This is a genomic window from Shewanella sp. OMA3-2 (assembly GCF_021513195.1).
Classification (GTDB): domain Bacteria; phylum Pseudomonadota; class Gammaproteobacteria; order Enterobacterales; family Shewanellaceae; genus Shewanella.
In genome coordinates this window covers 1,858,306-1,876,777 of record NZ_CP090974.1, presented here as the reverse complement: position 1 = coordinate 1,876,777, position 18,472 = coordinate 1,858,306, and the positions used below count along the sequence as shown (strand labels likewise).

At 41.0% G+C, this 18,472-nt stretch carries 17 protein-coding genes and 1 pseudogene; 9 read left to right on the top strand and 9 right to left on the bottom strand.

Annotated features, from left to right (window positions below; genetic code table 11):
- Nucleotides 1-52: 52 nt before the first annotated feature.
- Entirely contained in the window at nucleotides 53-679 is a 627-nt protein-coding gene (locus L0B17_RS18195; RefSeq protein WP_336246494.1) for a hypothetical protein, read from the top strand.
- Nucleotides 622-1,287: a hypothetical protein gene (locus L0B17_RS18190; RefSeq protein WP_336246493.1), complete on the top strand. Its 666-nt coding sequence runs from the start codon at nucleotides 622-624 to the stop codon at nucleotides 1,285-1,287. The genes L0B17_RS18195 and L0B17_RS18190 overlap by 58 nt, the downstream gene beginning before the upstream one ends.
- Nucleotides 1,288-1,290: 3 nt before the next feature.
- Here the strand turns inward: L0B17_RS18190 and L0B17_RS08300 are convergent, their stop codons facing one another.
- The 3 genes from L0B17_RS08300 to L0B17_RS08290 all read right to left on the bottom strand — a co-directional run bounded on the left by L0B17_RS08300 (nucleotide 1,291) and on the right by L0B17_RS08290 (nucleotide 5,971).
- Nucleotides 1,291-2,325: a helix-turn-helix domain-containing protein gene (locus L0B17_RS08300; protein WP_235089229.1), complete on the bottom strand. Its 1,035-nt coding sequence runs from the start codon at nucleotides 2,323-2,325 to the stop codon at nucleotides 1,291-1,293.
- A 24-nt stretch (nucleotides 2,326-2,349) separates the two neighbouring features.
- Complete coding sequence (gene sohB, locus L0B17_RS08295) at nucleotides 2,350-3,360, bottom strand: protease SohB (protein ID WP_235089228.1); 1,011 nt, start codon at nucleotides 3,358-3,360, stop codon at nucleotides 2,350-2,352.
- A 115-nt stretch (nucleotides 3,361-3,475) separates the two neighbouring features.
- The gene (locus tag L0B17_RS08290) at nucleotides 3,476-5,971 is read right to left on the bottom strand and encodes a VolA/Pla-1 family phospholipase (RefSeq protein ID WP_235089226.1); all 2,496 of its coding nucleotides are present in this window, start codon (nucleotides 5,969-5,971) and stop codon (nucleotides 3,476-3,478) included.
- 259 nt (nucleotides 5,972-6,230) lie between these two features.
- Between L0B17_RS08290 and L0B17_RS08285 the strand changes: the two genes are divergently transcribed.
- Entirely contained in the window at nucleotides 6,231-6,968 is a 738-nt protein-coding gene (locus L0B17_RS08285; RefSeq protein ID WP_235089225.1) for a YciK family oxidoreductase, read from the top strand.
- A 142-nt stretch (nucleotides 6,969-7,110) separates the two neighbouring features.
- Here L0B17_RS08285 and L0B17_RS08280 read toward each other — a convergent pair whose 3' ends face one another.
- The 6 genes from L0B17_RS08280 to pspA all read right to left on the bottom strand — a co-directional run bounded on the left by L0B17_RS08280 (nucleotide 7,111) and on the right by pspA (nucleotide 11,614).
- Nucleotides 7,111-7,443: a ComEA family DNA-binding protein gene (locus L0B17_RS08280; RefSeq protein ID WP_235089223.1), complete on the bottom strand. Its 333-nt coding sequence runs from the start codon at nucleotides 7,441-7,443 to the stop codon at nucleotides 7,111-7,113.
- 141 nt (nucleotides 7,444-7,584) lie between these two features.
- The gene (locus L0B17_RS08275; RefSeq protein ID WP_235089221.1) at nucleotides 7,585-8,766 is read right to left on the bottom strand and encodes a TIGR01620 family protein; all 1,182 of its coding nucleotides are present in this window, start codon (nucleotides 8,764-8,766) and stop codon (nucleotides 7,585-7,587) included.
- 18 nt (nucleotides 8,767-8,784) lie between these two features.
- Entirely contained in the window at nucleotides 8,785-10,242 is a 1,458-nt protein-coding gene (locus L0B17_RS08270) for a YcjX family protein (RefSeq protein WP_235089216.1), read from the bottom strand.
- A gap of 46 nt (nucleotides 10,243-10,288) precedes the next feature.
- The gene (pspC, locus tag L0B17_RS08265; protein WP_235089215.1) at nucleotides 10,289-10,684 is read right to left on the bottom strand and encodes an envelope stress response membrane protein PspC; all 396 of its coding nucleotides are present in this window, start codon (nucleotides 10,682-10,684) and stop codon (nucleotides 10,289-10,291) included.
- The gene (pspB, locus tag L0B17_RS08260) at nucleotides 10,677-10,910 is read right to left on the bottom strand and encodes an envelope stress response membrane protein PspB (RefSeq protein ID WP_235089213.1); all 234 of its coding nucleotides are present in this window, start codon (nucleotides 10,908-10,910) and stop codon (nucleotides 10,677-10,679) included. Before pspB ends, pspC begins: the two co-directional genes overlap by 8 nt.
- A gap of 20 nt (nucleotides 10,911-10,930) precedes the next feature.
- Entirely contained in the window at nucleotides 10,931-11,614 is a 684-nt protein-coding gene (gene pspA, locus L0B17_RS08255) for a phage shock protein PspA (RefSeq protein WP_235089210.1), read from the bottom strand.
- Between the two features lie 177 nt (nucleotides 11,615-11,791).
- Here pspA and pspF point away from each other — a divergent pair, with 177 nt between their 5' ends.
- The 6 genes and pseudogenes from pspF (at nucleotide 11,792) to L0B17_RS08225 (ending at nucleotide 18,372) form a co-directional block, all read left to right on the top strand.
- Nucleotides 11,792-12,910 (top strand): phage shock protein operon transcriptional activator, encoded by a 1,119-nt coding sequence (gene pspF / locus L0B17_RS08250; RefSeq protein WP_235089208.1) that lies wholly within the window; start codon nucleotides 11,792-11,794, stop codon nucleotides 12,908-12,910.
- Nucleotides 12,911-13,114: 204 nt separating this feature from the next.
- Nucleotides 13,115-14,683 carry an ABC transporter substrate-binding protein gene (locus L0B17_RS08245; RefSeq protein WP_235089203.1) on the top strand — a complete coding sequence of 523 codons (1,569 nt, stop codon included), beginning with the start codon at nucleotides 13,115-13,117 and terminating at the stop codon, nucleotides 14,681-14,683.
- A gap of 2 nt (nucleotides 14,684-14,685) precedes the next feature.
- Nucleotides 14,686-15,715, top strand: a pseudogene (locus L0B17_RS08240) (ABC transporter permease subunit).
- Nucleotides 15,702-16,592 (top strand): ABC transporter permease subunit, encoded by an 891-nt coding sequence (locus L0B17_RS08235; protein WP_235089202.1) that lies wholly within the window; start codon nucleotides 15,702-15,704, stop codon nucleotides 16,590-16,592. Before L0B17_RS08240 ends, L0B17_RS08235 begins: the two are co-directional and overlap by 14 nt.
- 3 nt (nucleotides 16,593-16,595) lie before the next feature.
- Nucleotides 16,596-17,606 carry an oligopeptide/dipeptide ABC transporter ATP-binding protein gene (locus L0B17_RS08230; protein ID WP_235089201.1) on the top strand — a complete coding sequence of 337 codons (1,011 nt, stop codon included), beginning with the start codon at nucleotides 16,596-16,598 and terminating at the stop codon, nucleotides 17,604-17,606.
- Complete coding sequence (locus L0B17_RS08225) at nucleotides 17,587-18,372, top strand: peptide ABC transporter ATP-binding protein (RefSeq protein ID WP_235089200.1); 786 nt, start codon at nucleotides 17,587-17,589, stop codon at nucleotides 18,370-18,372. Before L0B17_RS08230 ends, L0B17_RS08225 begins: the two co-directional genes overlap by 20 nt.
- The last annotated feature ends 100 nt before the right edge of the window (nucleotides 18,373-18,472 follow it).

Here is an 18,472-nt window from a genome sequence, read left to right as displayed (position 1 = left end):
TCACTGATTTAAAGCCAGGGTCACCCGGCTTTATTATGTGGAGAACCATAAGATGCCTCCAAAAAACAATACCAAACTGGGTTACACCTCTGCAAAAAAATCTCACTATGATTCAATACTTGTATTGCTATTGTTGGCCTGTTTTAGTGGTTGTGGCGGAAGTAATGATGCCACTACGTCACCACCATTAGCCGTTACTCCACCAGTTGTTTCGCCGCCAACGGTTAATCCGCCAAGCGAAGATGATGTGTGTAACAGCCAAACCTCTGAAGTGAACTGGCAAGCATTGATGAATAAAGATTGTGATGATTTAGCTGACTACAGTTTATTTATCGACTCCAGTATCCCCACGGCCTCACCCAGGGCACCTGGTCATTTATACCATTTATCAACTGAGCTTTTTTCTAACTATGCCAGTAAATACCGTTTTTTGTTTATACCACAAGGATTGTCATTCGATTACCAAGCAAACGTACGTATGACACCACCTGTAGGCTCTGTATTAGTGAAAACCTTCGCCCTTCCCTATGACACAAGCCTGAGTGGCAGTGAAAACGAGATATTAATAGAAACACGGCTGCTAATCCACCGAGAAACGGGCTGGACAGCACTGACATATCAATGGCAGAACCAACAAGCAAAATTATTGATTGCCGGGCTGATATTGAACATGAAATGAATAACCAGGGTGAGGTGGTTCAATTTAAATACCACATCCCAAGTAAAGCAGAATGTAAAATATGCCACCAAGTGGTATCTGCACAAACCAGTAAAATTATGCCCATTGGCTTAAAAGCACATACTCTGAATAGAAATGTTATGCTCGCCAACGGTCAAGAGATTAATCAACTTCAACTATTTGAAAATAAAGGTTGGTTACAACAGCTAAGCTTAACTAACGCACCGCGATCATTTGCATTAAACGATAATACCAAAGAGTTAACCGCCCGCGCAAAAGGCTACTTAGACATTAACTGCGCCCATTGTCATAACCCGCAAGGTTTTGCCAGTATCTCAGGACTGAGGTTAAGCTTTGATGTTGACCACACCACATTCGAGTATGGTATATGTAAACAGCCTCCTGGGTGGGATGGCGGCCCTGATGGCCTTGCATATGATATTGTGCCAGGAAATGGTGAACGCTCTATTGTGCATAATCGACAAGTGCTGTTGTCAGCCAAAGACCGTATGCCCCCTATTGGCAGAGAGGTGATTCATTCCGAGGGGACTGAGTTAATTAAACGCTGGATAGATTCATTGCCATCCAGTTTAGGCCATTGTCAGTAACACCTATTCGGATTGATTTAGACGTAAGAAGTAACCAGGAGGATGGCCTAACCAATGTTTGAAGCTTTGCCGAAAATGGCTGACATCACTGTAACCCATTAATTCGGCAATATCTTCAACATGCATCTTATCGGATAAAATCATTTTAATTGCCATTTGGCATCTAACCTGATCGACCAGCTTTTGATAACTGCTCCCCGCTGATGCTAGTTTACGCCGCAAACTTCTATCACTCATGTGCATTTTTTCTGCCATCCCCTGCAAAGTTAACATTGCAGGCATAGATTGACGAAGTTGCTGTAAAACGGTTTCAATTAATGATGGTGAATGCGGCGTTTGTAAATGATCAACTTTAGGTTCAAAAATATAGGTAATGGGTAAAGTTAACCATTCCAGTTTAATGCTCCACTCAAAATAACTTTGCTGATAACAAATGTTTGCGCCGGTAAATTCGGACAAAAAATAGCTATTACCAGTAACACTTTGATCGCACGTTTCAGCTAAGTGAATATCACTTACCATGATATGTCGATCCGCCAGCTCCCTAGCTAAACCAACAAGAGAACAAATACTGTGTTGAAACTGAAAAGAATATTTTTCTGTATTCGACTTACCGGTATTCAACCACCGAATCCAAATTTTATCATCCTCGACCCGCACTAAGCTGTCAGTAAAGCTGCCGACCAATTGTGGATTTTTAACCACAAACTGTAAACAGTCACCTAAAGAATCAAACTGGCCTAAATAAGGCAACAGTAAATCTAAGCTCTCAACCTGGTAACTTGCGCCCAACCTTGCGCCCATATCATGGGTACTATTAAGTCGTAAGGCTTCAAGCGCAAAATCGACTTGCCATACATAAACAAATTGACTCGCGGCTAACTCTACCATCCCAACACCAATTTGCTGACAAACGGTTTGCACCAACTTGTCACCTAATTCGTGTTGGATAAACAGCAAAAGATTACGCAGTTCAAAGGCAGGATAACATTGGTCACCCACCATCAAATTAGCGTTATAGCCACCTTGCTTAAACATTACGCTCTACTCTGTTGCAGCAAATCAAATTGGTCGATTAAGTTCTGTAAGCTTATTGACCACACTGTTAACCGATAGAGATGCACCATGGGCAATTTTATCAGCTAACTTTTTCTTCATTTGATACTTAAGTTTGTACACTTGATGATCTTTGGCTAACTGCAACACAATATCATCGCTGGTGGCTATTTCATCCACTAAACCTAACTCTATCGCCTGTTTGCCATACCAGTGCTCGCCAGTGGCGACTTTATCTAAGTCTAAAGTGGGACGATAATGACCCACAAACTGTTTAAATAGCACATGAGTTTCTTCTAACTCTTGTTGAAACTTCTCTCGCCCTTCATCGGTATTTTCACCAAACACAGTTAACGTTCGTTTGAAATTACCTGCGGTATGTTGCTCATAATCAATTTCATGTTTTTTAAGCAAACGACTAAAGTTAGGTAGTTGCGCCACAACACCAATTGAGCCCACAATAGCAAACGGGGCAGCAACAATTTTATTGGCCACACAAGCCATCATATAACCGCCACTGGCAGCCACTTTATCAATACACACAGTGAAGGGAATATTTGCTTGGCGTAAACGGTCTAATTGACTTGATGCTAAGCCATAACCATGAACCATACCACCGCCACTTTCTACATTGACTAATACTTGATCACCCTCGTCAGCAATAATCAAAATAGCGGTAATTTCCTCACGCAGCGACGCAACCTCGCCGGCATCAATACTGCCTTTAAAGTCTAAAACATACACTTTCTTATTGGGTTGTTCATTTTTGTCAGTAGCTTTGTCTTCTGCTTTAACTTGTTTCTCGTAAGCTTTAAGTTGTTTCTTAGACAATAACTCATGTTTCAAATCATGCTTTAATTGTAATAGCTCATCACTTAAATCTGTCAGTATTAACTCGCCTTTGTCAGTTTTGTTTTTCATCCCACTGGCAATAACAACAACGACTACCGTCACAATGGCAACCACTATGGTGACCGCTTTAGCCAAAAACATGCCGTACTCAATTAAAAAATTCAAAATTTACTCCGAAAAAAAATATTATCCTAGTTTACCAACATCTACTGAGAAACAAACAATAAAAAACCCAGCTTGTGCTGGGTTTTTAAACAATCTAGAGACTAAATTGTGATGATTAATTACAAGACTTAATCACACTAGAGTCTGAGACTAACACTGTTGCCGAACCTAACGCTGCAGTACGAGCAAACATGGCCACTTGAGATTGCATTTCAACAGTAGCTTGCGCCGCCATACCATCAGTTGCCGCAGTTTCACGCGGGCTGACAATTGAACTGTGATGTCCCTTAGAGAAGCGAACTGCAGCAGAACCAGCAGCTGTTGAATCAGCACAACCTAAGCCAAGAGAAGTAATTAATGGCTCCGTACCTGAAAGTGGGAAACCTGTCACTGTATTAGGTAAAGTTTGATCCGGTAAATTGCCAGCACCATCGCCAACGACTTCAATTAAATGCACTGGTAAACCCGTTGCAGCTAATTTAGCACCATGGTTAATTGGGTCAGCACTGTCTACTGCCGTTTGCACAGCAAAGGCAAACGTAGGTAAAAACTCAGCATAAACCGCTTTAACTAATGCAGCATATTCAGGAGTCCCCTCTTCATACTTAGCAGTATTGGCAGCTTTAACTTGCGCTATAAAGGTAGGTGATTGAGTGATAGTACTGAATAACACTGGGCCAAATGTCGCAGAACCAGCGAAAGCACCCGCTAAACCACCTGTAGGAGCAACAAGTGATGATGCAGTGATCCCATAGGCATTTGGTAATTGGGTACCCGATGTAGGATCAACTAAACCAGTGCTTGCATAGGTTGAGAAAGTGGTTCCCACAATACCACCAAGGCTTAAACCTTGGGCACTGATTTTATTCATATCAAATACTTGCTGACCACCAGCTTGGGCTATTTGAGCGTACATGCCTGTAAGCAATAAACGCACAGCTAAATGATCCATAGTCGCTTGACGGAAATTATCACGCACAGATAATGTGCTTGCAATATTAACAAATACTAATGGATTGCCATTTTTGAATGCTTCTGGTTTGCCTATCACTGCACCGTATGAAGGATCCGTTGCAGAAACCTCATAGATACCATCTTTGTTAGCATCAAATGAACGCGCACCATGCAGCGGCATATCAATTGCAAAAGTGGCTATACCCATTGCAGCGTATGATCCTGCGTAGGCTAATGCCATCTCTTTACCGCCCCCTAAACCATGCAATGCAATGTTAGTTGGCCAGCCATTGGTTGGCGGTATAAAAGTTAAACCTTGAGATGCTTGAAATGCAGCCACTTTTTGCGCATTTGGCATCGCAATCAATACCGGCACAGTTTCATAACTCATGATTTTTGGAATAGGGTTAAACTTGGTTAAATGTTTAGTCGCATCTGCAGGTGTACCATCATCTAACATCCAAGGGTAACCTGCTAACAAAGCAGGATTAGCAAGTGCCGCACTTGGGTCAATATTAAAACTAATAGCTTGTTGGGCAAAATTTGCTTGACTCATAGTGCCAGCTTGAATTGCCAATAAGACCGATACTGGACTGTCGCCTTGAGCAAACCAACGGCCATTAATTAACGGCGCGCCTTCTGGGCTTAAACATGCACTTGACGAGCAGCTACCATATATAGGTAACTTAATTGTTGCGGTATACACATCCGCTAAACTAGAAACCACATAAGCAGCACCATCAGCTGGTGTCAATCCAGCGGCTTGTGCAACAGTGACTATGCCTCCCGCACCGTTAGGCATAGGAGTTGGCGTTTGAACAAACGCAGGCTTATAAGGTGCACGAGATGCCATAAGTAACTTGGTCGTTTCGTATACATCCTTTACAGATTGAGTGGTAAATAATCCAGAGAAACTAATGGTTTCTGCGTCGACACCGTGCTCAGCTGCCATGCCTTTTTCATAGCTATTGACTAATCCCTGTAATTGTAATTGTGCAGGCGTTGCTAGAGGATTAACGTCAATATCTAATTTCAACAAGCCATAGGTCGTTGAAGGGGCAATGCCACGACCTAGTGAATCTTGAATCAGGTTAGTGGTTGCATAAATATATGATTGGCCAGGTTTAAGCGGCTTAAGTGGCACTATAGCGACTTTGTTACCAGAAGCTTTAGACACAAAATCTACGCCAAATGATAATTCTTCCCCCACTTTACAAGCTGAAACTGAAGCGGCCGACTTACATTCTGGGTCACTTGATAATGCCCCGCCAACAGTTGCTTCAAATACTCTTACGGCACCTGGTTGAAATACCGATGCGGCATCCAATGTTAATTTATTACCATCTAAGTCTGTGGCAAGGTCAACAGTAATAGTAATAGGAGATGAGGTTGACCAACCATCAAGCGCACCGAGTGCAAGTTGTGGATTGACGTAATCAATACCATCCTCACCAGGAATATTTAATGTGCCATCTTTTGTACCACTGAAGAGTAAATCGTTTGGTAATGGCACTTTACCGTTGGCTGGATCAAATTGCATATGCGAAACTGGCACTAATGGCGTTGCTGTTTCTCTTGCTTCATTGAAGCTTTCTTCTGAACAACCCGTTAGTCCTAGAGCAGATGCGATAGCAACACCCAAAATGAGTCTTTTCATCTTTTTTCCCCAAATCTTGTTGTAATAATTTTGTTTTCCCCAAAAATTGGTCACAATAGTCCAATCCTGTGACCATAAGGACTTATTTTAGTCCTTAGCTAGTCTCAAGTTAACGTAAATATATAGAGTTAGCTACAAGTTTATTACACGCAGTTGACTGTTTGACATACAAATATCAGTCATTTGTTTAAAACGGTCGTTTACCTTTTGTTCGATTGTAGATTTGACGGGCTGTTCCGTCCCAAGGAATTAATGAATCATGTTGGAATATCAAGCTAAAAAAGATTTACTTAATAACAAAACAATATTAGTAACAGGTGCTGGTGATGGTATTGGCCGCGTGGCAGCATTAACCTACGCAGCACATGGTGCAACGGTAATACTACTGGGTAAAACCGTTAAAAAACTTGAAAAAGTATACGATGAAATTGTCGCTCAAGGTTCACCAAATCCTGCAATAATCCCTTTAGATTTAAGCGGCGCAACTGAGCAACATTATCTCGATATGGCTGACACTATTGCTGAGCAATTTGGGCGATTAGATGGCCTGTTACATAACGCTTCACATCTAGGTGCACTTGGACCGTTTGAACATATCGACTTAACATCTTTAGAAAAAATAATGAAAGTCAATGTCACCGCTGCAGCAATTATGACCAAAGCATTATTACCTGTCATGCGAAAGGCTAAAAATGCCTCTATTATTTTTACTTCAAGTGCCGTAGGCCGAAAAGGTCGAGCCTATTGGGGGCCTTACGCATTTTCAAAGTTTGCCACCGAAGGCATGATGCAAGTGCTTGCTGATGAATGTGACAACACCTCTGTACGAGTAAATAGCATTAACCCTGGTGCGACCCGTACTGAAATGCGTGCAAAAGCTTACCCAGCAGAAAATCCACAAGCATTAAAAACACCTGAAGATATTATGCCAACCTATGTGTTTTTAATGGGTGATGATTCACTCAACACCAATGGTGAAGCGTTAAACGCACAATAAACTAGACAACCTCTATTAGGCTGCATATACCTAAATCACCTCAGTTTAGATTAGAGGTAAAAAGCGGTAACAGTTAGGGTTAAACAAAAAAGGAAGCTTAATGCTTCCTTTTTTATTGCTAGGATTTAATTTATAGCTAGGATTAAATAGCCAACCTGTCAGCGTTTTGAGTTAATAACTTCTCACCAATACCGCTAACCTGAGTTAACTGCTTTATATCCGTAAATTTGCCATTTTTATTACGATACTCGATGATTGCTTTTGCCTTTGCTTCACCTATCCCATTTAGGGTTTGCAACTGGGCCGCATCGGCTTTATTGAGGTTTACTTTAGCCGTCATACTGGCGCTAGATTCAGCGGCAGCTTTTACTGTTGGCGTTGTAGGTTTTTCTTGGGCTGCATAAGCTGCGTTATTAGCAACGGCAACAAGTCCTATCGCCATTATAGTGGCAAGCCAAAAAGGTGATATTTTCATAGTGTTCTCCTGTTATCCATAATCAGAGCCTAAGTGCCGACTTCCCTATTCCCTGGCGGTAGCTCAAGAATCTGCTTAATCATTAAAGCAGACTTTAAGGCTAGACTAAGATCAAAAAACACACAAACCCACCATGTTGATTTATTGAGCTTTTTGCTTAACCCCCTCTTCTTTTAATGCTTTTGACTGACTCAATGCATTAATCGTTAGTCCTTTTATCTCGGCCAATAAGTGTTGGTGTATTTTAGTTAACTTAGGTTTATTCTTTGAATTAAACTGGATCGGTCGACATAGACTCATAGCTTGATAACCCAACCTTGCGGTTAATAAACCTCCGCCCAAGCCCTGCGCAACTCGCGCTGAAAGTTTACCAGTTAACTCAACAGACAATAGTTGAGTGCCTAAGTCAGTCGCCACTTCGGCAGTACCCGCATAAATAATATTAACAATAATCGATCGAATAAGTTTAATCCGGCTCCAATAGCCAAGCTCAATACCATAAACCTTAGCAATTTTTGAAATCATTGCTTGATTTCGCCACAATATCAACGCCATATCTAATGCAGCTAAAGGACTAGCTGCTAACAATAAAGCCGACTCAGCAGCAAATCTAGCAACATATTGTTTTGCAAGCTCATCACGTTCGCTCAGTACTAAATCATCAAACAATAACACTTTTTCGGCATCATTATGTTCCACACTAACTTGAGATAAATACGCACGCTTGGCGTTATTATCAGGATACCGTTGCAGTAATGTTTGAATGTAAGCCTCAGCCTCCCCTATTTGCATACTCTCAGCGAGTCTTGAGCCAGTGTCTTGATCGACACTGACCTGCTTTAAGGCCGCTAACTTACGCCACTCTTTGATGCTTATCATAGCAACCCAGCTAATCACCACTGCGAGTACCATAGAGTAAAAGCTAAATAGATAAGGACTTTGCTCAAATGCATTAATCAAACCCGTTACAGTTTGTACTATGACCAACAGTGAAATAGCGAGTAAAGATAGCTTTGCCAGTAACGACCAACGATGCGGTTTTCTCGCTTCTTTTGTCACTTCATCCAGTACGCTCTCTGGCAGCATTTGGTTGAATTCATCGCTATCAGCGTTAATTTTCGACATAGATGACAGTTCATCAATAAAATCGGCCTCATCAAAAGACTGTGCCGGCTTAATCGGTTTTGACGGTTTGTCTGTGCTGCTATTGTCTGCATGATTATTTCCAGCACGACTAGAAGCTGAGTGCTGCTTTTCAATGCTCGCTTCAACTTCATCTTCAGAAAATATTTTAGCTTGTTTTACTTTATTACTTTGTTCCATAGATTCAATACTCACTCATTAGGCAAGTTTATCGCCCAGTAAAAACTCTAATAGATGATCCAAACGAATATGGGGATAAAGGCGATTCTGCGGATTGACACCATTTTCAGATACAAAATCTTGGTAAGGTGGTGCGAAGGTTGGAAAACCAAACCCTTGTTGATGCCAAAATTCAGCATCGGGTAAATGACTCGGAACATCACCAGGGTAAAGGGTGATTAATTTTCCCGTTTTATCCCGTCCTTTTATGACTTCTTGTTGGCCATCTGCGGTATTAATCATGCCATGTTGAGTCGCTTTTATTGCACTAACCGCCATGGTTTCGACTTCGCAACCTTCGAAGCGAGCGAAATGCTGGCTTTGTTTTAACATGTCAGTTAACAAGCTCAAAATGTGACTTTGTTGACTTCGGGTAACACGATCCACCTGACTAGCAGCAAAAAGCACCTTATCAATTTTTGGCGAAAACAAGCGTTTTAATAAACTTGACTGCCCAAACTGAAAACTTTCCATAATACTATTTAATGCTAACCCCATATCATTAAATTGGCTTTGGCCATGGTTGAGGCCATTTAAGCAATCCACCAACACAACTTGACGGTCAAACTTAGCAAAATGATCTTTATAAAACGGTTTAACTACCTGAATGACATATTGCTGGTAGCGCTTTTTTAACACCTGATAAGTGCTGGCGGCATCAGACTGACTCAGCTCAGCATGCTGAACGGGCGATAATGACAATAAGGGAAAGAATGTTAACAGAGGCGTATTTTCGTACTCGCCTGGCAATAACATTCTGCCTGGCTGGGCAAAATAAAAGCCCTGATTGTGTACCATATCTTGTAAAAGTTGCTGATAGCTATCGGCTATTTGCTTTAAAGCTTGCTCATCTGCTGGGGCAGATAAGTCCAGCGCTAGGGTCTGTTTTACATATTCATCATACAGAGGGGAGCTTTGTAATCGACTCACGCTCTGCTGCTGGCTCAAGCACCAAGCAGTAAAATCTTGTTTTAACATAGGTAAGTCGAGTAGCCACTCACCAGGATAATCTACAATATCAACAATCAAAGTTGCTGAGTCAGTGAGCTTAGCTAACACACCTTGCTCTGGACGATACTTAATCGCTAGACGCAGTTCAGTAATATTTCGCGTCGATGGCGGCCAAAGCGGAGGCTGTTCACCCAAAGCTTGCATTGCACTTTGATAATCAAAACTGGCGATATCAAGATCAGGTTGTAATGACCGCTTTACCGCCAACAAACGCCCGTCACGCGCAACTTGCCATAAAGGTAAAGGATTTTTATCGAAGTTCAAACCAGCATGTAGCAGCTGATTCACCAGTCCAGTAATAAATGCTGTTTTACCAGCACCAGATAAACCCGTTACCGCTAAGCGAACATGTCGGTCGGTACTGCGATGAAGTAAAGATTGGGCTGACTGAGTTATTTTATTGAGCGATCGATCCAATAAATTCATGGCTGATTCCAAATAAAATAAGGGCGGATAACCGCCCTAGATTTGATTACAGACTATTGATTTGGCGTTTCAAATCAAAGGTGTCTGAAGTAACATGTTGTTCAAGTTTTTGTAATCGAGCTTCCAATGTTGAAAACTGTCGATTGACATCAAACAATGCCTGTTTTGCTGGTTCGCCAGCTTGCCAAACTTTCTTTTTAAGCTCAATGTCTTTATGGTTGTCTTGGTGTTGTTGCACTCGCGGTTTGACATCTAAAATCATCCACATTGCGATGTAAATAACTAAGATAACCCCGCTACCTCCGAGTAAAAATATTGATGCAGCGACCACTCTGACCAACCATACTTCAGAATTTAAATACTCTGCAATCCCCGCACATACACCTGCAATTTTACCCGTTTGGGGAATTCGGTATAAGGTTCGCCCTTTAGAGTCACTCATGTTTGGTCCTCCATTCTGGAGATTCACTGTCAAGAATTGCTTCAAGCGTATGAATACGACCACCCATTTTTTCAGCTTTAGCAATTAAATCATTTAGTTGGTTAAATTCTTCTTCAGTGAGCCCCTGGCTCACTTGTCGCTTACTGCGATAATGAAGAACCAACCAGATAGGTGCCACAATAACCAAAAAGATGATAATTGGTGCAATAAGAAGATCCATATCCATAACTCACCTCTGAAAAATTATTATACTTTTGATTTAGGTTGGTTTTTCGCTTTCATCTTTGCTTTTAATGCTGCCAGCTCATCGTTAACTGAGTCTTCAGCTTTAAGCGCGGCGAACTCATCATCTAAGGTCGATTTTTTGCCTAAATCATAAGCGTCAACTTGCGCTTCAAGTCCTTCAACACGGCGCTCGTATTGTTCAAACTTCATCATAGCATCATCAATTTTACTTGAATCAAGTTGCTTTTTAACTTCTAGACGAGAAGTCGCTGTTTGCTTACGCATGATTATCGTCTTTTGACGAGCGCGCGCATCGGTTAGCTTTTCTTGTAATTGCGCCACTTCATCTTTCAAGCGAGCAATGTGTTCTTCAACTACCTTTAATTCCGCTTCAAGCGTTGCCAGCAAGCTAGCGGTTTTTTGCTTTTCAACTAACGCTGCTTTGGCTAAGTCTTCACGATCTTTAGAAATAGCTAATTCAGCTTTATCTTCCCAATCCTGTACTTGCTCTTGCACTCGGCTGATACGACGAAGGAGTTCTTTTTTCTCAGCTAACACTTTTGCTGAAGTAGAACGCACTTCTACGACTGTATCTTCCATTTCCTGGATGATAAGGCGAACCATTTTTTCTGGATCTTCAGCCTTATCAAGTATTGCACTGATGTTTGAATTAACGATATCAGCAAAGCGAGAGAAAATTCCCATAATGTGTTCCTCAAAGTTATATGTAGATGTCGCATAGACTAATACACTATGTGTGCCAACATTTACAAACACTCTATTTTCAGATACTTAAAGTGAAAATGATGTTTTTCTTTATTTATTCTCTTAAGCCATCTATTATGATTTTCACCAATAATTAGCGTAAAAGACTAAAATACTGTGAATAAGCAATTTCAGCAAGATAACCTTATCGGTCAATCCAATGCGTTACTCGAAGTATTAGAGCATGTATCTAAAATAGCCCCTTTGTCAAAACCTGTGCTTATTATTGGTGAACGTGGCACGGGTAAAGAGTTAATCGCAGAGCGGCTGCATTATCTTTCAGGTAGATGGGATCAGAGTTTTATCAAACTGAATTGCTCTTCTTTAAGTGAGAACTTACTCGAAAGCGAACTTTTTGGTCACGAATCGGGCGCATTTACCAGGGCAAAAGGAAAACATGAGGGCCGTTTTGAGCGCGCAGATGGCGGCACCTTATTTTTAGATGAATTAGCAAATACCTCAGGGCTTATTCAAGAAAAATTATTACGGGTGATTGAATACGGTGAATTCGAACGTGTCGGTGGCAGTAAAACAGTACAAACCGATGTGCGCTTAATCTGTGCCGCCAATGAAGATTTACCTTCATTGGCTGAATCCGGTGAGTTTAGAGCCGACTTATTAGACCGATTAGCATTTGATGTGATCACTCTACCGCCACTGCGTTGCCGTACAGAAGATATTATGGACTTAGCAGAGTACTTTGCCATCAGTATGGCAAGACAACTCAAGCTAGACTATTTTGGCGGTTTTAGCCCTTTAGCTGTTGAACAATTATTAAGCTATACATGGCCTGGTAATATACGAGAACTAAAAAACGTGGTTGAACGTAGCGTATATCGTGAAGGTAGCGAAGGTCAGCAAATAGATCATATCATTCTTGATCCATTTGCGTCTCCTTATCGACCGCAAACGCGTGTTAAAACCAAAGAACGTCAGCAGACATTTTTTCAACCTGCTATCTCGAATAATACTGACGATACTTATACCAAGCCACTTACGGCAGAAACCGCTTTAACAACACCCGATGCTGTGACAATTGGACACGACAAAGTTGTGCCCATATTGGATCCAATCAGCTTCCCCATCGATTTTAAAGAGCACACTGAAAAACAAGAAGTCGCACTGTTGCAGTTAGCTTTAACTGAAAGTCAGTTTAATCAGAAGAAAACAGCTGAAAACTTAGGACTTAGTTATCATCAATTACGCGGCATTCTGAAAAAATACAACTTACTGTGAAGCTAAATTGTCTGTTTGCCCTTTAATCAATATGTCATTAATAGAGCAAAGATAAAAAGTTAAAAAAAACAATTTAATAACTTGTTTGCTACCAAGATATTTACACTGCTAAAATAGACTTCCAGACTCGCAAAATACGATTTAGCTATGGCAATGTCTTTGAGACAACAGATTCAGCACATGTTTATATGTCTTAGTGGGCTTATGCTCAGTGCGTGTGGTCAAACAACCCTGCCGCCTGGACTGGTATATTGTAGTGAAGGTAACCCAGAAAGTTTTAATCCTCAACTTGTTACTTCAGGCACAACTATCGATGCGACTTCTCATCAAATATACAGTCGATTAGTAAACTACGACCCAGTTATTGGTGACATAGTGCCGGGATTAGCCACTGAGTGGCACATAAGTGATGACGGCTTAACTTATACGTTTGTGTTGCGCAGTGATGTTTTATTCCATCAAACAAGTCGTTTTAAGCCACAAAGAGCGTTTAATGCCGACGACGTTTTATTTTCGTTTAATCGCATTATTGACTCGCAACACCCTTATCATTCTGTTAGCCGCACCGGCTATCCATTTTTCCAAAGCATTGGTTTTAACAAGCTTATTGATTCAATTGAAAAAATTGATTCCCATCATGTTGTTTTTCACTTGAACCGCAAAGATGCTTCATTTTTATCGAATTTAGCCACCGACTTTGCAGTGATGCTGTCTGCAGAGTATGGCGATATGTTGCTCAAAAGCGGTGAACCTGAACTGATTGATTCCCAGCCCATTGGTACAGGTCCATTTCAGTTAAATCAATATGTTAAAAACGAGTATATTCGCTATAACAGACATCCTTATTACTGGGGTACTGCAGCGGATATCGAGCATTTAGTTTTCGATATCACACCTAAAAGTACCGCGCGTATCACTAAGTTAATTACTGGCGACTGTAGCGTATCAGCCTTGCCTAAAGCTGGGGAGCTAGCGATAGTCGATCAACATAAACACATTAAAGTGGATATTAAACCTGGGCTTAACGTTGCATTTTGGGCTCTTAATACTCAAAAGCCACCTTTAAATGATATTAAAGTGCGACGTGCACTCGCGCACGCTATTGATAAACAAAATATTTTAGACGTGGTATATAATGGCATTGCTGTAGAAGCAAAAGGGGTTTTGCCTCCGGCGTCATGGGCTTATTCTGACAATATTAATGCCAATAACTATGATCCAACAAAAGCTAAGGCACTGTTAAATGAAGCAGGTATTGATAAATTATCAATAGATATTTGGGCTATGCCAGTCGCTCGCGTTTATAACCCTAATGCGCTTAAAACTGCAGAATTAATTCAGGCTGATCTGGCTAAAATAGGTGTCAAAATTAACATCGTTTCATATGACTGGAGTGTATTTACCCAAAAGCTTGTGCGTGATGATTATGATTCGGTGCTGATTGGATGGAACGCAGATAATAGTGATCCTGACAACTTCTTTACTCCTTTACTGAGCTGCGCTGCGTTAGCATCACACAATAATCGTTCAAAATGGTGCCAAAAAGATTTTGACCACTTACTAACCAGTGCTCAAAATACCACTGAACGTGAAGAGCGTAAGGCATTTTACCAAGCCGCAGAAGCCATATTAAGTGACCAAGTGCCGCTTATTCCAATTGCGCATGCTCAAAAGGTTATCTTAAAAAAAGATACTATAATGTCAATGCAAGTAAGACCTTACGGCGGTATCGCCTTTGCCAAAATAGTTGAGACCACCCCAGAGAGTAACTAATTATGTGGCAATATTTTTTTAGACGTACCAGTTTATTTTTAGCCACAACGTTAATCATGATGGCGGTATTATTTTATGCCACTCACCTTTTTCCGGTGGATCAGGCCTATGCTTTAACGGGCATTCAACAACCGACCACTGAACAATTAGCCCAAATATCCCAAGACTTTAAACTAGACAGTAATAATGTAAGACAATTTATCGCCTATGTGCAACAACGCTTATCAGGCAATATGGGCATTTCAATCAACTCACAACAGCCTATTTATACTGAATTAAAAACAGTTTTACCTGCATCATTTGAGTTGTCGCTATTCTCAGGCGCTATCGCGTTATTCTTGGGCGTGCCAATTGGTGTTATTGCAGCACTAAGTAAAAACAAACTTATTCAAGGTAGTATATTAGGACTGACCTTAACCGGTTATTCCACTCCGATATTTTGGCTTGGACTCACTTTATCACTGTGGTTTGGTGTCAACTTAGGCTGGTTACCGACCTCTGGACAAATAAACTTGCTTTATCAAATTGAACCAGTAAGTGGATTCATGTTAATTGATACCTTACTATCTGATTCAGTTTATCGGATGCAGGCTTTTGTCGATGCAATAATGCATTTGATTTTACCTGCTATTACACTTGCCGTTTTGCCTTTTACCTTAATAGTGCGCATTACTCATCAGGCAATGTTACATGTAATGAATCAAACCTACATTCGTGCTGCTGAAGCAAGGGGATTACATACATTCAAAATTATTATTCGTCATGCATTACCAAACGCAATGATCCCAGTGCTTAAAAGTATCGGGATTATGCTAGGCTCATTTGCAAGCTATGGTATTGTTGTAGAAGTTATTTTTGCATGGCGGTGTGGGCAGTTGGTTAGTCTCTGGTATTTACCAACGCGACTACACCGTCATTCAAGCAGGTATATTCTCTGTGTCACTGTTAATTATCTTTTTAAGCATACTGATAGAGTTTATCCATACAGTGATCAATCCTATGAGCAAGAAGGAACTGTATGCCTCCTATTAAGATTTACAAACAAGACTACATTGCAACCCCTGCTGGTAGGGTATGGGCAGCATTTTCTAAAAATCCATTTGCACTAATTGGATTATGGGGAGTGTGTTTTTTACTTTTACTGACTATTTTAGCGCCTTTTATTGCGCCTTATGCGGTTAATGAACAAAATCAACAAATTTTATTACTACCACCGTCTTGGGACCCATTAGGACACGTAGAATATTTTCTGGGCACTGATGATCTCGGCCGAGATATATTCAGCCGTATTTTACACGGTGTTCAATTAACCTTTGGCATGTCACTCATCATTGTAAGTTGTGCGTTATTTTTGGGGTTTTTAATCGGTTCAGTTTCCGGCATGATGCGAGGATTAAAATCTAGTATTTTAGGGCACTTGCTCGATGCCCTGTTATCTATTCCATCCTTATTAATGGCTATACTCGTGGTAGCAGTCATAGGACCTGGACTTTATAACGTATTCTGGGCTGTTGGGATTGCAATGGTACCGCAATTTATTCGCACGATTCACCAGGCGGTTCATGAAGAATTACAAAAAGAATATGTAACAGCCGCTAAACTTGACGGCGCTAATAACCTGCAAGTTTTTTGGTATGTGATTATGCCTAATGTGTGGGAAGTGCTTATTATTCAGATTACTATGGCAATTTCGGCAGCTATATTAGATATTGCGGCATTAGGCTTTTTAAACCTTGGCGCCCAAGCACCTAGTCCAGAATGGGGGTCTATGATTGCCCAGGGCTTAGATAATTTATTACTGGCCCCTTGGACGGTTACCATTCCTGGCGTGGCCATATTATTCAGCGTACTGGCCGTTAACCTCGTCGGTGACGGATTACGTTCAGCTATTGCACCAATAAGAAACTAATTTATGCCATTACTTGATATTCGAAACCTGACCATAGAACTCGATACCGAGCAAGGTAGAGTCGCCGTGTTAGAAAAGGTCAGCCTTACTATGAACTCGGGAGAAATTCATGGGTTAGTGGGTGGTTCGGGTTCGGGACGAAGTATATTGGCTAAGGCCATTTTGGGTATTTTGGGCACTAACTGGCATATTATCGCCGACCGAATGATGTTTGACGGTAAAAACTTACTAGAATTAACTGCCAAAGAACGCCGCTGCTTAATGGGCTCAGATATGGCAATGATATTTCAAGATCCATCAGGCAGTCTTGATCCGGTAAAAACGGTAGGAAGCCAATTAATTGAGGCTATGATACCCAATAAGAATGTCCCTTTTTGGCGTAGATCAAAAGACACCTATCTCAACGCGCATAAATGGTTACATAAAGTGGGCATTAAAAGCCCTAAATCTTTGATGAAATTCTATCCATGGGAGTTATCTGAAGGTGAATGCCAGAAAGTGATGATCGCCATGGCCGTCGCTAACCACCCCAAGTTATTGATTGCTGATGAACCAACAAACTCGATGGAGCAAAATACCCAGGCGCAAATATTCAGATTATTGTCACAACTCAATCAATTACAAAATGTCTCTATTCTATTAGTTAGCCATGAGCTTGAAACTTTAGTGCAATATTGTGATAATTTAACCATATTATATGGTGGGCAAATGATGGAATCAGGCCCCACCACAGAAATAGTTGCCAGTCCATTTCATCCATATACACGGGCGCTTCTAAAGAACTTACCTGAGTATACTGGTAAAATGCGACATAAATCGAATTTACCAACATTACAAGGGTCATCGCCCTCGATTCAAAATCTTCCTATCGGTTGTCGATTAGGCCCTCGCTGCCCGGAAGCTAAGCGGCAATGCGTCAAACAGCCTAAAATAGAGCACGTAAAAGATCGTGCATTTGCCTGCCACTTCCCTTACAAAAATGAGCAAGAAGCCGATGACAACACCTTTGCTTAAAGTGACCAACCTGAGTAAACAATACTTAACCGGCTACAAAAGGTTTGTACCACAATACTATGATGCCCTTTTACCAGTCTCCTTTGAGCTTGGGCGCGGTGAAACATTGGCTATTGTGGGTGAAGTCGGCTCTGGAAAATCAACCCTAGCACGTATTTTAGTCGGTGCTGAACAAAGAAGTAGTGGTGATATTTTTTTTGAAGGTGAGGCCTTAGAGTCACGTAACGTAAAACAGCGCTGTCGTTTGATTAGAATGATTTTTCAAGACCCAAATACCTCTTTAAATCCAAGATTAACCATAGGTGAGTTATTAAATGAGCCACTTAGGTTTAGTACAAACCTTACCGTTGAAGAGCGCCGAGTACAGGTAATTGATACCCTACGTAAGGTTGGTTTATTGCCTGAACACGTTAATTTTTATCCTCATATGGTATCTGAAGGCCAAAAACAACGTGTTGCCGTTGCACGGGCGTTAATGTTAAATCCCAAAATTATTATTGCCGATGAAGCTTTAACAGCACTCGATTTATCTGTACGGTCGCAAATTATTAACTTGTTGTTAAAATTGCAAAAAGACTTAGGCTTATCTTATATATTTGTGTCGCATAACTTAAATATTATCCGTCACATCAGCGATAAAATTATGGTTCTTCAAAATGGCTGTATGGTCGAAAAAGCCAGTACTGAAGATTTATTCACTTCGCCACAGCATGAATACACTCAAAGGCTCATTCAAGAGCAAACTCATTTCATGCAAAGACGTTAAACTGATCCAACCACTGGCCTAAATGGCGACTTTACACAAAAATAAGTGCCATTTCAGCGACGATCTAATTATCCTAGTGCCAACGATAAAGGAAGAAACT

Bases quoted from the DNA above. Each gene is read 5' to 3' on its own strand.
- L0B17_RS18195 (WP_336246494.1), top strand. From the start codon at position 53: ATGCCTCCAAAAAACAATACCAAACTGGGTTACACCTCTGCAAAAAAA.
- L0B17_RS18190 (WP_336246493.1), top strand. From the start codon at position 622: ATGGCAGAACCAACAAGCAAAATTATTGATTGCCGGGCTGATATTGAA.
- L0B17_RS08300 (WP_235089229.1), bottom strand. From the start codon at position 2,325: ATGTTTAAGCAAGGTGGCTATAACGCTAATTTGATGGTGGGTGACCAA.
- L0B17_RS08290 (WP_235089226.1), bottom strand. From the start codon at position 5,971: ATGAAAAGACTCATTTTGGGTGTTGCTATCGCATCTGCTCTAGGACTA.
- L0B17_RS08285 (WP_235089225.1), top strand. From the start codon at position 6,231: ATGTTGGAATATCAAGCTAAAAAAGATTTACTTAATAACAAAACAATA.
- L0B17_RS08280 (WP_235089223.1), bottom strand. From the start codon at position 7,443: ATGAAAATATCACCTTTTTGGCTTGCCACTATAATGGCGATAGGACTT.
- L0B17_RS08275 (WP_235089221.1), bottom strand. From the start codon at position 8,766: ATGGAACAAAGTAATAAAGTAAAACAAGCTAAAATATTTTCTGAAGAT.
- L0B17_RS08270 (WP_235089216.1), bottom strand. From the start codon at position 10,242: ATGAATTTATTGGATCGATCGCTCAATAAAATAACTCAGTCAGCCCAA.
- pspC (WP_235089215.1), bottom strand. From the start codon at position 10,684: ATGAGTGACTCTAAAGGGCGAACCTTATACCGAATTCCCCAAACGGGT.
- pspB (WP_235089213.1), bottom strand. From the start codon at position 10,910: ATGGATATGGATCTTCTTATTGCACCAATTATCATCTTTTTGGTTATT.
- pspA (WP_235089210.1), bottom strand. From the start codon at position 11,614: ATGGGAATTTTCTCTCGCTTTGCTGATATCGTTAATTCAAACATCAGT.
- L0B17_RS08245 (WP_235089203.1), top strand. From the start codon at position 13,115: ATGCTCAGTGCGTGTGGTCAAACAACCCTGCCGCCTGGACTGGTATAT.
- L0B17_RS08235 (WP_235089202.1), top strand. From the start codon at position 15,702: ATGCCTCCTATTAAGATTTACAAACAAGACTACATTGCAACCCCTGCT.
- L0B17_RS08230 (WP_235089201.1), top strand. From the start codon at position 16,596: ATGCCATTACTTGATATTCGAAACCTGACCATAGAACTCGATACCGAG.
- L0B17_RS08225 (WP_235089200.1), top strand. From the start codon at position 17,587: ATGACAACACCTTTGCTTAAAGTGACCAACCTGAGTAAACAATACTTA.